Source organism: Curtobacterium pusillum (assembly GCF_007680845.1).
In the GTDB taxonomy this organism is placed as follows: domain Bacteria; phylum Actinomycetota; class Actinomycetes; order Actinomycetales; family Microbacteriaceae; genus Curtobacterium; species Curtobacterium pusillum_B.
In genome coordinates this window covers 229865-244522 of sequence record NZ_VEIY01000005.1, presented here as the reverse complement: position 1 = coordinate 244522, position 14658 = coordinate 229865, and the positions used below count along the sequence as shown (strand labels likewise).

Here is a 14658-nt window from a genome sequence, read left to right as displayed (position 1 = left end):
GCGCGGCGCGCGTCCGACGCGCACCGCGCCTCCCGTCCGCTCCCGCGGTCCAGGGCCGTCGCCGGTCAGGCCGACACGGCCTGTCCGACCGTCAGGACCGGCGCGATCGTGCCGGTGCGGGCGCCCTCGTACGCGGCGAGGATCATGCCGAGCACCGCGATGCCCTCGCGCTCGGTGTGGATCGGCCGGGTACGGTCGCGGAGGCACCGGCCGAACGCCTCGATCTCGGCGGCGAAGGTGTCGACCTCCTCGAAGGTCACGGTCTCGCTGGTGCCGTCGAGCAGGTCCCACCGCAGGGTCGTGCCGTCGCTGGTGAGCGAACCGAGCTCCCCGACGACGCTGAACCGCTCCGTTCCGCGGGCCGGCTCGTACGCCCAGCTGGTCACGAGCTGCCCGACCGAGCCGTTGTCGAACCGGAACAGGGCCTGCGCGGAGTCCTCGCCCTCCATGAACGCCAACCGGTGGGTGGAGAGCATCGCCGTGGCCTGGACCGGGACGCCGCCGGCGAGGTGCATGAGCAGGTAGCTCGGGTGGTAGCCGGTGTCGATCAGCTCACCGCCGCCGCTCTGCGACGCGTGTGCGCGCCAGCCCATGTTCGACGGGTCGAAGTCGTTCCGGAACGAGTCGGTGGTCCGGACCTCGTACACGGTGCCGAGGGCGCCGGAGTCGATGAGTTCCTTCGCCTTGGCCACCGCGGGCATGAACAGCTGGTTGTGGGCGCACATCAGCGTGACGCCCGCTTCGGTGACGGCGGCCTGGACGTCCCTGGCCTCGTCCGGGGTGAGGCAGAGCGGCTTCTCGCAGAGCACGTGCTTGCCGGCCCGGGCGGCGGCGACGATCGCGTCGCGGTGCAGGTGGTGCGGCAGGCAGATGTCAACGGCGTCGATGTCGGCGTGTTCGAGCATGTCGACGTAGTCCGTGAAGGACGGGACGCCGAGTTCGGTGCCGCGGGCCTCGGCCGTGGCCGGGACGGCGTCGGCGACGGCGGTGATGCGGACGAGGTCGGGGTGCTGGGCGTAGCCGTTGATGTGGAAGGTGGCGATCCCGCCGCCCCCGATGAGGCCGACGCGGATGGTGTCGGTGGGCATGGTTGGTCCTCCTGGCGTGCTGGTTCTGGTGCTGGTGGTCGTCGCCGGGTCAGGCCGTGACGGGGACCTGGGCGGCCTGGTCGGCGGCCTGGTTCGCGGCCACCACGAGGCGGGTGAGTTCGACGGCCCTCGTGGTGTTGTCGTCCGCGCGTGTGCCGGCGGTGATGTGGTCCACCCACTGGCCGAACGCGTCCTGGGCGTCCTCCGGGATGGGGAGGGTGACCGGCTCGTCGCCGTAGGCCGGTCCGCCGGCGGTGAGCCGCGCCTCCTGGTCGGAGTACCGGAGCCAGCCGCGGGTCCCGGCGACGTCGATGGTGAACGGGGTGCCGGCGACGAAGCCGGCCTCGATCACCCCGATCGCCTGCGAGGGGTAGCCGACCGTGACGACGGCGTGGTCCTCGACCGCGCGACCGGTGACGGACCGGTACACGGCCTGCACGGTGTCGGGGCGGGCGCCGAGGAAGAGCTGCGTCAGGTAGACGGGGTGGCAGCCGAGGTCGGTGAGGGCGCCGCCGATCGCGGTCTCGGGGTCGAAGAAGCGCTCGGGCAGCCACGGTGCGATCGCGCCGTCGTGCGACAACCGGACGCGGGCGTGGTCCACGTCGCCGAGCCGACCGGCGTCGAGCTCCCGCTGGATGGCGGCGGTGTAGCCGTGGTACAGCCGGGGGAGCGAGACGACGAGGGCGACGCCGGCGGCATCGCAGGTGGCGACGAGGTCCTCGCACTCCTCGACCGTGGGCGCGAGGAGCTTCTCGGTGAAGACGTGCTTGCCGGCGCGGGCGGCTCGGGTGATGACGTCGTGGTGGACGTTCGTCGAGGTGGTGATGGTCACCGCGTCGACGTCGTCGCGGGCGAGCAGGGCGTCGAGGTCGTCGGTGTACTCGACACCGAAGCGGTCGGCGCCCTCGCGGCCGCGCTCGGGGTCGTCGTCCCAGGCGGCGACGAGCTCGGTGCCGGGGTGCTCGACGGCCTGGCGGGCGTAGTCGCCGGCGTGGACGTGCCAGAAGCCGAGCACGGCGACGCGGAGGGGGGTGGTGGGCACGGTGGTGGTCCTTTCGTCGGGCCCGGATCAGATCCGGACCTTGTCGTAGTCCTTGGGCAGCTTGAAGGGGGAGTAGGTCTGCATCATCGGGTCGACCCGGTTCTGGGCACGCTCGACGGCCTCTTGCGGGCTGGCGGTGCCGAGCAGGACGCTCGACCGCGCGTCGGCGAGCGAGTCCCACCACGCGCCACCGACCGGCAGCGGCGGACGGCAGGTGGAGGCGCCCATCGACTCGACGAAGAACCGGATCGACTTCGCGGAGCTCTTCGGGTCCTTGAGCGCGGAGATGTTCGAGGGCACGCTCGTCGCGGGGACCATGTAGGTCTCCTGGCCGCGCTTGCTCGTGAAGTACTTCATGAGCTCCCACACGGCCCGGTTCTTCTTCGACCCCTTCGGCATGCAGAGCGCGAAGCCGCCAGACCACGTGTACTTGGGGTCCTCGGCCGCCTGCACGGGCAGGTACGCGGTTCCCCAGTCGAGGTCCTTCGGGCCGTAGTTGTCGAACGTCTGGATCGTCGAGGGCACGCTGACCATGAACGCCATCCGGTCGGCCATGAACGCGGTCTGCCCCGGCGGGTGCCCGGTCGGCTCGTAGGTGGCGATGAAGGTGTCGGCGGCCTTGTAGCCGTACCGGTGCGCCCAGTCCTCGTAGAACTCGAAGATGCTCCGGACGCGCTTCGAGTCCATCGTCATCTTCGAGTCCTGCTGGTCGAAGTACGACGCCCCGAGACCGAGGCCCCAGGTGAACGGCCACCCCTCGCCGTACCAGGGGAGCAGGCCAGTGTGGGTGTAGTTGCCGCCGGACTTCTTCGTGAGCTTCTCGCTGACCTCCCACACGCGGTCGAACGTCGCCGGACCGTTGTGCTCCCAGTCGAACTCGTCCGGGTCGATCCCGGCACCCTTGAGCATCTTCCGGTTCACGAACATCCCGCGGGCATCGGTGTCGTGGGGGAGCCCGTACGTCTTGCCCTCGTAGGTGACCTCGCCGACGGTGAACCCGAGCCACTGCGCGAGGAACTCGTCCTTCGGCTGGTCCTCGAACTCCTCGATGAGGTCGTCGAGCGGTTCGATGAGCCCGATCGCCGCGTACTGCGCCGCACTGAACCGGTCGAGGAGCCACAGGTCGGGGGCCGTCCCGCCGCGCACCGCGGTGATGATGCTCGTCGCGTCACCGGTCCCCTGCGACGGGACCTCGTTGACCTTGACGTCGATCTCCGGGTGGAGGGCGGTGAACTGCTTGATGACCTTCGTCTGGAAGGGCACGAACGTCCCGGTGACGCCCCAGATGGTGACCTGGTTCGGGTTGCCGCTGCCCGAGGAACCCGAGGCGCACGACGAGGCGAGGAGCGCGAGGGCTCCGGCGCCACCCGCGGCCGCGGCGCTGCGGAGGAAGGTCCGTCGGTCGAATGCGCTGGTCACTTGAAGCTCCCGATCTGGACGCCCTTGATGAACGTCCGCTGGAACACGAAGAACAGGACCACCAGCGGCAGGATGATGAGCACCGACGCCGCCATGAGCTGGTTGAACTGGAAGTCCTGCGAGTTGTTGAGTCGGAACACCTGCAGTCCGATCGAGAGCGTCTGCACGTTCTGGTCCTGCAGGTAGATGAGCGGCCCGAGGAAGTCGTTCCAGGCGCCCACCGCCGCGAAGATGCCGACCGTGACGAGTGCGGCGCGCGCCTGCGGGAACACGATGCGCCACAGGATCCGCCACTCGGTCGCGCCGTCCATGCGCGCGGCGTCGAGCAGGTCCTTCGGGATCTGCAGGAGGAACTGCCGGAGCAGGAACACGTAGAACGCCGACCCGAACAGCGACGGCACGATGAGGGGCAGGAACGTGTTGATCCACCCGAGTCGCGCGTACAGGTCGAACATCGGGATGAGGGTCACCGGGAACGGGATGAACAGCGTCGCCAGGACGACGTAGAACAGCCGGTCGCGGCCGCGCCACTCGATGCACGCGAACCCGTACGCGATGACGAGGTTCGACACCATCGAGAACAGCGTCACGCAGACGGTGATGACGAGCGTGTTCCGGAAGAACGTGAAGAACGGCATCGCGTTCACGGCCTTGCCGAAGTTCGACCAGTCGAGCCACTGGGGGAACCACGTCGGCGGGAAGGCGCCGAGCTCCGAGTTGCCCTTCAGTGCCGAGATGACCATCCAGTAGATGGGCACGAGGAAGAGCAGGCTCATCGCGACGAGCACCACGCGGGCGAGGACGGACGACCACGGCGAACGAGCGGAGCCGTCGGCGTTGCGGGAACCCTCACGGTGGTCCTTCGGACGGACCGCTTCGATCGAGGAGGTCTTGGTGGCGGTGCTCATCGGTTCACTCCCCGGTCACGTCGTAGTTCACGAACCGCTTGGACAGCCAGTACACGAGCCCGGACAGCACCACGCCGGCCAGGAACAGCAGCACCGCCATCGCGCTCGCGAACCCGAGCTGCGCGTAGCTGAACGCGTTCTTGTAGAGGTAGAGCATGTAGAACAGCGTCCCGTTGTCCGGACTGCCGAGCCCCCCGGTGCCGGACGAGATGACGTACGCCTCGGTGAAGACCTGCAGGCCGTTGCTGATCCCGGTGATGAGGTTGAACAGGATCACCGGCGACAGCAGGGGCAGCGTCAGCGCGAAGAACTGCCGGACCGGGCCGGCCCCGTCCACACGGGCGGCCTCGTACAGGGTCTTCGGGATCCCGCGCATGCCGGCGAGGAAGATGAGCGCCGCGTTCCCCGCACCCATCTGCGCCAGCGCGACGATGACGAGCTTCGCCGTCGTCGGGTCGCCGAGCAGGTTCGTCGCCGGGATGCCGACGAGCTTCATGACCTGGTTCACGATGCCGGTCTGCGGGTTGACCAGCACCACGAAGATGAACGCCAGCGCGAACGTCGGGATGAGCGACGGGATGTACAGCGCCGTCCGGTACCAGCCGATCTCACGGACGTCCTGGTTCATCGCGAGGGCGATCACGATGGCCACCACGATCCCGACCGGCACGGCGATCACGGCGAAGAAGACCGTGTTGCCGACCGCGGTGTGCACGAGGGGGTCGATGAACGCCGCGACGTAGTTGCCGAACCCGACCCACGTCGCACCGTTCATGCCCGAGTACCGCGTGAGGCTGATCGCGAACGAGTACACGAGCGGGTAGCCGATGAACACCAGGACCCCGATGATCCACGGGGAGATGAAGGCGATGCCGATGCGGAGCCGGCGCTTCTCGGCGACCGTCCACGGGTGCTTCTCACGTGGTCGCCGCCGTGGCTTCGGAGCGATCGCGGTGTCCCGCGATGGGAGGGGTGGTGCTGCGGTACCGGATCGTGTCGTCGTCGTCACGAGCGTCCCTTCGTCGTGGTCACGTCGGTGTGACCGCACGATTCAATCCAATTGATTGACGAAATCGAGATGGTGCGATGCTAGGGACCATGGACGAGCCGCGTCAACCACCGAGGCACCCCGTGCTGCACCGCGGAACGAACAGCGCGCGGGTCGGCACGCTCAACCGCGCCCTCGTCCTCGACGTCGTGCGACGCCACGGTCCCGTCAGCCGATCCGGGGTCGCCGCGGCCACCGGACTGACCGCCCAGACCGTCTCGAACATCGCGACACGCCTGCTCCGCGAGGGCCTGCTCCGCGAGGGGCAACGACACGACGGCTCCGTCGACGCCCCGCCCGGCGGCGTCGCGCCCGCCGACGCGCCGCCCGGCGACGCCCCGCCCGGCGACCAGGGGCGCCTGCTCCGCATCGCCGCCGACGCCCGCTCCGCCGTCGGCCTCCACCTCGACCCCGCCCACCTCGTCGCCGTGCTCGTCGACCTCGCCGGCACCGTCCTCGCCACCGAACACCGCGACACCGACCCGCTGCACGGGCCCGCCGAGGTCCTCGACGCCATGGCAGCGATGACCGCCCGACTCACCCGCGAGCGACCGGGCGCCGGGGCGCTCGCCGGCATCGGACTCGCCGCCCCTGGGCCCCTCGACCCCGCACGGGCGGCGCTCGCCGACCCCGTGCAGCTCCCCGGGTGGGCCGGCCTCCCCGTCGCGGACGAACTCCGCCGCCGCACCGGCGTGCCCGTGGTGCTCGAGAAGGACGGCGTCGCCGCGGGCATCGGCGAGGCGTGGACGACCACGAACGCGACCGGACTCGTCACCGTCACGCTCGGCCACGGGATCAGCGCGACCGTCGTCGCGGGCGGCGAGGTCGTCCGCGGGGCCACCGGCAACGCCGGCGAGTTCGGCGGCATGCCCGTGCGCGCGCACGGACGCTGGACCGCCGTCTGGGAGGCATGCCAACCGCTCCAGCAGGTCGAGCGCGCGATCGCCGCCGGGACCCTGCCCGCCGACACCCCGACCGCCCTGCCCGGAGACGTCCGCAGCGCCTACGAGGCACTCTGCGCCGCCCCGGACGGCCGCGGCCTCGTCACGGCCGGCGGCGCCGCGCTCGGGGAAGCGCTCGCGCACGTCGTCGAGCTCCTCGACGTGACCGAGGTCGTCCTCGGCGGGAGCGCGGCCATCGCCGGCGGCCCGGTGTTCCTCCAGGCGGTCCGGGCCGGGCTCGTCGAACGGCTCCCCGGCGCGCCTCGCGTCACCGTCGAGCCGACCGCGCACGGTGAGGCCGCCGTCGCCCGGGGCGCCGCCTGCGCCGTGCTCGCGACGGCGCTGGACAGTACGCCCGTCACGCCGCTCCCGGCGCGCAGCGCCGTGGGACGCGGACCCCGCGCCCGCAGCATCGCCCACCCCTGGTGAGCGAACGGTGGGCCCGCACCGGTCGGGAGGCGCGGTGCACGTCGGACCCGCACCGCGCCTCCCGAGCGGGTCGCCGCCACCGCACCGCGTGACGAACCGAGACGGGTCGCGTCGCGACCTCCGTGCCGGAGGTCGTACGGTCGAGGGATGAGCACCGACTTCCGCGACGCCTGGGCCACGTGGCACCACGAGCACGAGCGCGCCCGGGCCGACGAGCACGGCTTCCTGGCGATCACGAGCATCCGCTGGCTGACCGGGACGCCCGACCGGTTCGACGACGCTCCCGGTTCGTGGTCGACCTCCGAGGACGGCCCCGTCGTCGTGCTCGACGACGGGGAGTCGATCGAGGTCGACGGCGTCCGCGTCACCGGCACGCACCGCTTCGGTCCACTGCCGGAGCGCTCGAGCACGGCGGTGCTGTGGCAGGACGGCGACGAGACGGTGGTCGTCGAGGTCGCCCGGCGCGGCGGCAACGACGTGATCCGGCCGCGGCACCCGTCGAACCCGACGCGGGTCTCCTACCCGGGGACGCCCTCCTACGCACCCGACCCGGCGTTCGTCGTCGACGCGCACTTCGAGCCGTTCGACACGCCGCGGTCGGTCACGGTGGGGTCGGTCGTCGACGGGCTGCAGCACGTGTACGAGGCGCCGGGCGTGCTGACGTTCGACCTCGACGGGCCGCAGTCGCTCCTGGCGTTCAACGGGCACGGGGACGGGTTGCACGTGCTGTTCACGGACCGAACGAGCGGGGTGACGACGTACGCGGCGAACCGGAGTCTGGACGTGCCGGCGCCGGACGCCTCCGGCGCGACGACGATCGACTTCAACCGGGCGACGAACCTGCCGTGCGCGTACACCGTGCACGCGACGTGCCCGTTGCCGCCGGCGGAGAACCGGCTCGACGTGGCCGTCGAGGCGGGGGAGTTGCTGCCGGCCTGAGGCGCGGGGGGCGGGGGCGCGGCACGCGGCGGGCGGGCGGGGCGCGGGGGCGACCGGCGCGGGGCGCGGCGGGCGCGGCGATGCGTGTGCATCGTGCGACATCCCACGCGTCGATCGCCGGGTGCGGTGTCGGAACTTGCGCGTGCACCGGGTGCGTGTGCATCGTGCGACGTGCCACGCGTCGATCGACCGGTGCGGTGTCGCTGCATGCGCACGTGCCCGGCGGCCGGGCACGCCGGGCCGCCGGGCACGCCGGGGCCGAGGCCGCGCGGGGCGTCAGCGCGCCGGCACCCGCCGCCAGCGGGTCGTCGCACGCCAGGCCACCGGGTCGAACGCGAACACGCTGCCCATGCCCGGCTGGTCGAGCGCGCGGGACACCGGCTCGCCGCACAGGTCCGCGAGCAGCAGCGCCCCGACGGCCCCGTGCGACACGAACGTCACGTCACCACCGACAGCGCCGCCGCCACCACCGCCCGACCCCACGATCCGCCGGACGGCCGCCACGATCCGCTCCTGGGCGTCGACCGCGCGCTCCCACCCCCGCACGGACTCCGCGGGCGAGGCGAAGAAGCGGTCGACGACGCCCTCGAACTCGTCGAACGGCAGGTACCCCGTGGCACTCCGGTCGATCTCGCCCAGCTCGGCATCCGTCGCGGGGACGATGCCGGTCGCGGCACCGAGCACGGCAGCGGTCTCGACGGCCTTGTGCTCCGTGCTCGACGCGATGCGCCGCACGCCCGGGTGCCAGGCGACGTCGACCGCCCGCGCGGCCCGGGCCCGACCGTCGTCGGACAGCCCCCACGAGTCGATGGCACGCGCCGGGTCCACGACGACCTCGGCGTGGGTCAGGAAGTAGGAGACCATCCGCCCACCCTAGGGTGCCGCCCGTCGGCAGGTCGCCGTAGGGTGAGCGCGTGGAGTTCCCGGGGGAGGCGGACGGCGCGCGTGGCGCGCCGACCTCTCCGGGGTCACCCCGGGGCACGCAGTACCAGCAGGACGACACGCCCCGAGCGGGACGGCGCGCTCCGCGCGCGCTGCCGCACGGAGGCACCGACAGGTCCCCCGGGAACCCCACGCCCCTCGGCGTCGTCGCCGGAGCCCTCGCCGATGCCTTCCTGACCGCCGAGCAGTGGGCAGCGGACGACCTCACCGCGGCGGGGTGGGCCGTGGTCGGGATCGAACGCGCCTACGTGGGCCTGGCGGTAGCGGCCGCGCTCGAGGCGTACCCGCGGCCCCCGGTCGATGCCCCTCGGCAGCTCGCGGCCGTGCTGACGTCGTCGCCGCGACTCGCCGAACTGCACCGCTCTCGGCAGGCCCACCGTCCGGTGCGGGTGCTGGCACGACGGGCCACGGCCGTCCGCGCCCGCCCGGAGACCACGAGCCGGCTACTCGTCGACACGCTGCCGGAGCTGGCCAGGGAGCTCGACCTCACCCTCGGCCGGTTGCTCTGGCTCGCGGACACGCGTGGGTGGAACCGCCGGCCCGGTCCGTCGAGCCCGCTGCACCACCACCGGTACGAGTGGGTCCGACGTCCGGGACGCACACCGCGCCTCCTCGAGAAGCCCATGGACATGCTGCGCCGCACCCAGCGGACGATCCTCGACGAGCTCCTCGCCGCGCTGCCGGTGCACGACGCCGCGCACGGGTTCGTCGCAGGCCGCGGCGTCGTCACGAGCGCAGCCCTCCACACCGGGCAGCAGGTCGTCCTGTCCGCTGACTTCACGTCGTTCTTCGCGAGCGTCACCGCTCCGCGGGTCTACGGCGTGTTCCGGGCAGCCGGGTTCGCGGAGCCCCTCGCGCACGTCCTCACCGGGGTCTGCACGCACCGGGTCCCACCGCACGTCCTCACCGCGATGCCCGATGGCGGCTCGCCCGAGGACCGGGCCGCCCTCCGCCGGATGCTCGCCACGGCGCACCTCCCGCAGGGTGCACCGACCTCGCCGGCGCTCGCGAACACGGCGCTCCGCCACCTCGACGCCCGACTCGCGGGGTGGGCCGGGGCGGTCGGTGCGGTGTACACGCGGTACGCCGATGACCTGACGTTCAGCGGTGACGATCGGCTCGCGTCCCGTACCGGCGCGTTCCTCCGGGGCGTGGACCGGATCGTCACGGAGCAGGGCCACCGGCTGAACCCCGGGAAGACCCGCGTGCGGCGTCGCGGCGTGCGGCAGTCCGTCACCGGCGTCGTCGTGAACGACCGGCCCTCGCCCGGGCGTCGCGAGGTCGACCGGCTGCACGCGCTGCTGCACAACGCGGCGGAGCACGGAGCGGCGTCGCAGAACCGCTCCGGTCACCCGGACTTCCGGGCGCACCTGCTCGGGCGGATCGGGTGGGTCGAGCAAGTGCACCCCGGGCGAGCGCGACGCCTCCGTGCGGAGTTCGCGCGCATCGTCTGGTGACCGCGGACCCCCGACCGCGGACCCCCGACCGCCGACCGCCGACCGTCGTCGGACAGCCTCCGGACTCGATCCCACGCGCCGGGTCGACGACGACCTCGGCGTGGATCAGGAAGGACGAGGCCCCGGCGTCACTCCAGGTCGTCGGCGGCCGAGGGGTCGACGATCCGCACGCCGTCTACCTCGCCGATCCGGGCGATGAGCAGTGCGCCCTCGGAACGACCGGCGACGTCGATGCGGACCGCGGTGGCATCGGCCCGGTCGGTCTCCTGCTTGACGAGCCGGGCGACCCGCCAGCCAGCGGCGGTCACGAGGGCGAGGACGTCGGGCAGCACCCCGCGGCCGGCGTCGTAGACCACGTCGAACGTCATCGACTGCTCCGCGGAACGGGACAGCGCGCGGATGAGGGCGGTGTAGCCGAACACCACGACGAAGTGCAGTGCGGTGACGACGAGGGCGAGCAACCACAGCCCGGCGCCGGCGGCCATGCCGATCGCCGCTGTCTCCCACACGGCGGCAGCGGTCGTCAGGCCACGGACGGCTCCGCGTCGGGTGAGGATGAGCCCGGCGCCGAGGAACCCGACGCCGGAGACGACCTGCGCGGCGACGCGCGAGGGATCGAGCACGACGTGGCCGGGCACGAGGACGTCGCCGAACCCGTACTTGCTCACGAGCAGCATCAGGGCCGACGCCGTGCCGACGATGGCCTGGGTGCGGATGCCGGCGCTCTTCGAGCGGAGCTGCCGCTCGAGGCCGATGAGCGACGCGAGGGCGAACGCGAGCAGGACCTCGCCGATCTGCACCCACCCCTGGCCGGCGAGCGGTTCGGTCAGGTCGTCGATCGTCACGCCGACTGACGCTACCCCGCTCTGTGACGTCGGGTTGCGCCGGGTTTCGCGTCGTTGCGACCGACGGCCGCCGCCGCGGCCCTCCGCCGGTAGCGTGCCGCCATGTGTCCGAGTGAGATCCCGGCCGACGACCGTTACGAGGAACTGATCGCGCCGATCCGGCCCGTGATCGCCCGGATCGCCGTCGACGCCCGGCAGCGCGAGCGTGAGGAACGGCTCGCCACCGAGCAGCTCGGCTGGCTCGTCGACGCCGGGTTCGCCCGGTGGCGGACCCCGGTCGGGTGGGGCGGGGTGGATGCCCGGCTGTCGGACGTGTTCCGCGCGATCGCGGAGATCGCCGAGGTCGACCCGAACCTGGCGCACGTGTGGCGGAACCACTTCTCGTTCGTCGAGGACCGGGTGCACGCCGAGGGGAGCCCGTTCGACCGGCAGATCGTGGAGCGGCTCGGCACCGGTGAGTTCGTCGGCGGCGGATGGAGCGAGTCGCCGAACACCACGGGCGTGGACACCACCACCCGGCTCGCCCGTGACCCCGACGGCGGTTGGCGTGTGACCGGTCGGAAGTTCTACTCGACGGGCAGCGTCTACGCGCGGTGGATCACCGTGCTGGCGCTCGACGACGCCGGGACCCGGTTCGTCGCGCTCGTGGACGCCACGGACCCCGGCGTGACGGTCGGCGACGACTGGGACGGCTTCGGGCAGCGGATCACCGGCAGCGGGAGCGTGACCTACGCCGACGTGCACGTCCCGGACGAGCGGGTCCTGCCGTACGCGACCCGGTACCCGTACCAGGAGCAGTACTACCAGACGGTCATGCACGCGATCCTCGTCGGCATCGGGCGTGCGGCGCTCCGGGAGGGGGTGGAGGCGCTGCGCTCCCGGGCGCGCGGGCACCACAACGGCACGGCCGCGGACCCGACGCAGGACCCGGAGCTGCTCGGCGTGATCGGCACCGTTGCCGCGCGGGTGTACGCCGCTGATGCCGCGTTCACCGCGAGCCTCGGACCGGTGGACGCCGCCGTCGACCGGCACACCGAACTCCGGGCGACCGGCGCGGACCCGTCGACGGACCCCGCCCTCCGGCAGGCCCTCGAGCGGTGCTGGATCGCCGTCGCCCAGGCGCAGACCGTCGTGACCGACGCCGTGCTCGACGCGACGACGCTCGTGTTCGACGCCCTCGGGTCCTCGGGGACCTTCCGCTCCCTCGGCCTCGACCGGCACTGGCGGAACGCCCGCACGCTCTCGTCGCACAACCCGCGCGTGCACAAACGGCGCATCGTCGGTGACCTGCTCGTGAACGGCGCGAGCCCGCTCGACCGCACGTAACCCGCCGTCACGAGGCGCAACCCGACGACACCTCCGCCCGCCGGGCACCGCTCGGCCCGTACGGTCGTCCCAACGGCCCGCCACGGACGCAGGGGAGGCGATGGTGGCGGGCCGCTCTGCGCACAGCGCGGGGGTGGGGACGCACTGGAGGAACGACATGCCGAGTACGACAGCTCCCGTGACCGGGACACCAGCACCGACGACCGTGGCCGTGCCCGACGCCGACCTCGCTGCCGCCGTCGCGCGGCCCGGCGGGATCGCCGAGCTCGCTGACCGCGTCCGCGCCTCCGGCGCGGCCGTCGTCGCGCTCGGTACCGACCGGTTCGACCCGGTCCGCGGCCGCGGGCACCGGCTCGACCCGACGACCGCGGCGCTCGCCCTCGGTCGGGCGCTGCCCACGCACGGGCTCCTCGTCGCCGCTGCCCCGACCCGGGAGCACCCGTACAACGTCGCACGTCGCGTGCTCTCGCTCGACCACGTGCTCGACGGCCGGGTGGGGCTCGTCGTCGGTGCGCACGACCACGGGCTGCCCGCGACCGGAGCGCACCACGACCCCGTCGAGTTCGCCGAGGTCGTCCGCGGGCTCTGGCGCACGTGGCCGCTCGACAGCATCATCGGCGACCGGGCCACCGGGCGCTTCGCGGACGCGGACCGGATCCGCCCGCTCGACCACGACGGGGGACCGGACGGCTACCGCGTCCGGGGGCCGCTCACCACGCCGTCGAGTCGGCAGGGCGAACCCGTCCTCGCGGTCTGGCACGACGTCGTCCACCCGGCGGCCGATCTCGTCCTCGGTGGCGCGGCGCACCCGCTGGTGGTGCTGCTGGCCGCGGCCGGCGGACCGGAGCCGAGCCGCGCCTCCAGGCCGACGGCCACACCGACGGCCGGCACCGGCCCGGTGACCGACCGCCGGACGCTCCGCGACCTGCTCGGCCTGCCCGTCCCCGGGACGGTGAGCGCGTGACGGCGGCAGCCGACGCCGACGCCGGCCTCGTCCTCGGCGTCAACCTGCAGGGGTTCGGCCAACGGCCGGCGGCCTGGCGCACGCAGGACGTCGAGCCGACCGACCTGCTCACCGCGCGGTTCTGGGAGGACCTCGGCCGCACGGCCGAGCGCGGACTCCTCGACATGGTCTTCCTCGCCGACCACCCGGCGCTCTCCGACCCGAACGTCCGTGCGTACGGGCTGCTGGAGCCCTTCGTCGCCCTCGGCGTGATGGCCGGAGCGACGACCCACCTCGGGCTCGTCGGCACCGCGTCGACCACCTACAACGACCCGGTCGACCTCGCCGAGCGGCTGCTGTCGCTCGACACCCTGTCCGGCGGACGCGTGGCATGGAACGCGGTCACGACCTACGACCGGTCCGTGTCGGCGAACTTCGGGGTGGAGACGAACCCGGAGCGGCCCGAACGGTACGCCCGAGCGGGGGAGGTGGTCGACCTCGTCCAGGCGCTCTGGCGGTCGGCCGCGACCGGAGAACCCGTGGACCACCACGGCGAGTTCACCGGGTTCCGGGGAGCGATCGCCGTCCCGCCGTCCGCACAGGGCCACCCCGTCGTGTTCCAGGCGGGTGGGTCGCCGCACGGCCGGGACCTCGCCGCTCGCGTCGCCGAGGGGGTCTTCGCGGTCGAGCTCACGCCCGAGCCCGCCCGGGAGCACTACCGTGCCGTCAAGCAGGCGGCGGCCACGTACGGCCGGGACCCGGCGGACGTGACGATCGTCCCGGGCCTGTCGCTCGTGCTCGGGAGCACCGAGGCCGAGGCGCAGCGTCGGTTCGACGAACTCGAGGCCCTCGCGCCGGACGGGTACTCGCTGCGGGCGCTCGGGACGCACCTCGACGCCGACCTCGGCGGCCTCGACCCGGACGCGCCGATCCCGACGGCGATCCTCGACCGCGAGGTCAATCCGGTCACCTACGGCCCCTCGCTCGGGTACCACGAGACCGTCGTCCGGTGGGTCCGGTCGCACAACACGTCCCTCCGGGAGGTCCTGCGCGGCTTCGGCGGGTACGGCGCGCGCATCGTGGTGGGGACGCCGGAGCAGGCGGCCGACACGATCGAGGAGTGGTACCGGACCGGCGCGGCCGACGGGTTCAACCTGATGATCGACGAGTTCCCGCGGGGCCTCGAGACGGTGGTCGACGAGCTCGTGCCGATCCTGCAGCGCCGCGGTGTCTTCCACCGCGAGTACGAGGACGTGACGCTGCGCGGCCGCCTCGCCGCGCGTCGACGAGGACTCCCACCCGCTCCGTGACGCCGCGTGACGTCACGGGAC

The 14658-nt window shown here is 72.9% G+C and carries 13 protein-coding genes; 6 read left to right on the top strand and 7 right to left on the bottom strand.

Annotated elements, in window-relative coordinates; translation table 11 throughout:
- Positions 1-65 precede the first annotated feature (65 nt).
- The 5 genes from FS825_RS12865 to FS825_RS12845 are packed head-to-tail and all read right to left on the bottom strand — an operon-like array spanning position 66 to position 5505.
- Complete coding sequence (locus FS825_RS12865) at positions 66-1088, bottom strand: Gfo/Idh/MocA family protein (RefSeq protein ID WP_144713613.1); 1023 nt, start codon at positions 1086-1088, stop codon at positions 66-68.
- 49 nt (positions 1089-1137) lie between these two features.
- Positions 1138-2130 carry a Gfo/Idh/MocA family protein gene (locus tag FS825_RS12860; RefSeq protein WP_222126936.1) on the bottom strand — a complete coding sequence of 331 codons (993 nt, stop codon included), beginning with the start codon at positions 2128-2130 and terminating at the stop codon, positions 1138-1140.
- 27 nt (positions 2131-2157) lie between these two features.
- A complete protein-coding gene (locus tag FS825_RS12855; RefSeq protein ID WP_144713611.1) occupies positions 2158-3549 on the bottom strand; it encodes an ABC transporter substrate-binding protein in 1392 nt (463 codons plus the stop codon).
- Positions 3546-4457, bottom strand: coding sequence for a carbohydrate ABC transporter permease (locus FS825_RS12850; protein WP_144713609.1), 912 nt, complete (start codon positions 4455-4457; stop codon positions 3546-3548). Before FS825_RS12850 ends, FS825_RS12855 begins: the two co-directional genes overlap by 4 nt.
- Before the next feature lie 4 nt (positions 4458-4461).
- Positions 4462-5505 carry a carbohydrate ABC transporter permease gene (locus FS825_RS12845; RefSeq protein ID WP_260981161.1) on the bottom strand — a complete coding sequence of 348 codons (1044 nt, stop codon included), beginning with the start codon at positions 5503-5505 and terminating at the stop codon, positions 4462-4464.
- 83 nt (positions 5506-5588) lie between these two features.
- Here FS825_RS12845 and FS825_RS12840 point away from each other — a divergent pair, with 83 nt between their 5' ends.
- Together FS825_RS12840 and FS825_RS12835 are read left to right on the top strand one after the other, a co-directional pair.
- Positions 5589-6875: an ROK family transcriptional regulator gene (locus tag FS825_RS12840; RefSeq protein WP_186377226.1), complete on the top strand. Its 1287-nt coding sequence runs from the start codon at positions 5589-5591 to the stop codon at positions 6873-6875.
- Between the two features lie 147 nt (positions 6876-7022).
- On the top strand, positions 7023-7814 hold the full coding sequence (locus tag FS825_RS12835) for a DUF1684 domain-containing protein (protein WP_144713605.1): 792 nt from the start codon (positions 7023-7025) through the stop codon (positions 7812-7814).
- 276 nt (positions 7815-8090) lie between these two features.
- Here FS825_RS12835 and FS825_RS12830 read toward each other — a convergent pair whose 3' ends face one another.
- Positions 8091-8678: a histidine phosphatase family protein gene (locus FS825_RS12830; protein ID WP_144713603.1), complete on the bottom strand. Its 588-nt coding sequence runs from the start codon at positions 8676-8678 to the stop codon at positions 8091-8093.
- Between the two features lie 50 nt (positions 8679-8728).
- On the opposite strand from FS825_RS12830, the gene FS825_RS12825 reads away from it, so the two are divergent.
- A complete protein-coding gene (locus FS825_RS12825) occupies positions 8729-10213 on the top strand; it encodes a reverse transcriptase family protein (RefSeq protein WP_222126935.1) in 1485 nt (494 codons plus the stop codon).
- 128 nt (positions 10214-10341) lie between these two features.
- Here FS825_RS12825 and FS825_RS12820 read toward each other — a convergent pair whose 3' ends face one another.
- Positions 10342-11058 carry an MgtC/SapB family protein gene (locus FS825_RS12820; RefSeq protein WP_144713602.1) on the bottom strand — a complete coding sequence of 239 codons (717 nt, stop codon included), beginning with the start codon at positions 11056-11058 and terminating at the stop codon, positions 10342-10344.
- A 102-nt stretch (positions 11059-11160) separates the two neighbouring features.
- On the opposite strand from FS825_RS12820, the gene FS825_RS12815 reads away from it, so the two are divergent.
- The 3 genes from FS825_RS12815 (at position 11161) to FS825_RS12805 (ending at position 14637) form a co-directional block, all read left to right on the top strand.
- Positions 11161-12384 carry an acyl-CoA dehydrogenase family protein gene (locus FS825_RS12815; protein ID WP_144713600.1) on the top strand — a complete coding sequence of 408 codons (1224 nt, stop codon included), beginning with the start codon at positions 11161-11163 and terminating at the stop codon, positions 12382-12384.
- A 157-nt stretch (positions 12385-12541) separates the two neighbouring features.
- Positions 12542-13348, top strand: a complete 807-nt coding sequence (locus FS825_RS12810; RefSeq protein WP_186377225.1) for an LLM class flavin-dependent oxidoreductase — start codon at positions 12542-12544, stop codon at positions 13346-13348.
- Positions 13345-14637, top strand: coding sequence for an NtaA/DmoA family FMN-dependent monooxygenase (locus FS825_RS12805; protein ID WP_144713596.1), 1293 nt, complete (start codon positions 13345-13347; stop codon positions 14635-14637). The genes FS825_RS12810 and FS825_RS12805 overlap by 4 nt, the downstream gene beginning before the upstream one ends.
- The last annotated feature ends 21 nt before the right edge of the window (positions 14638-14658 follow it).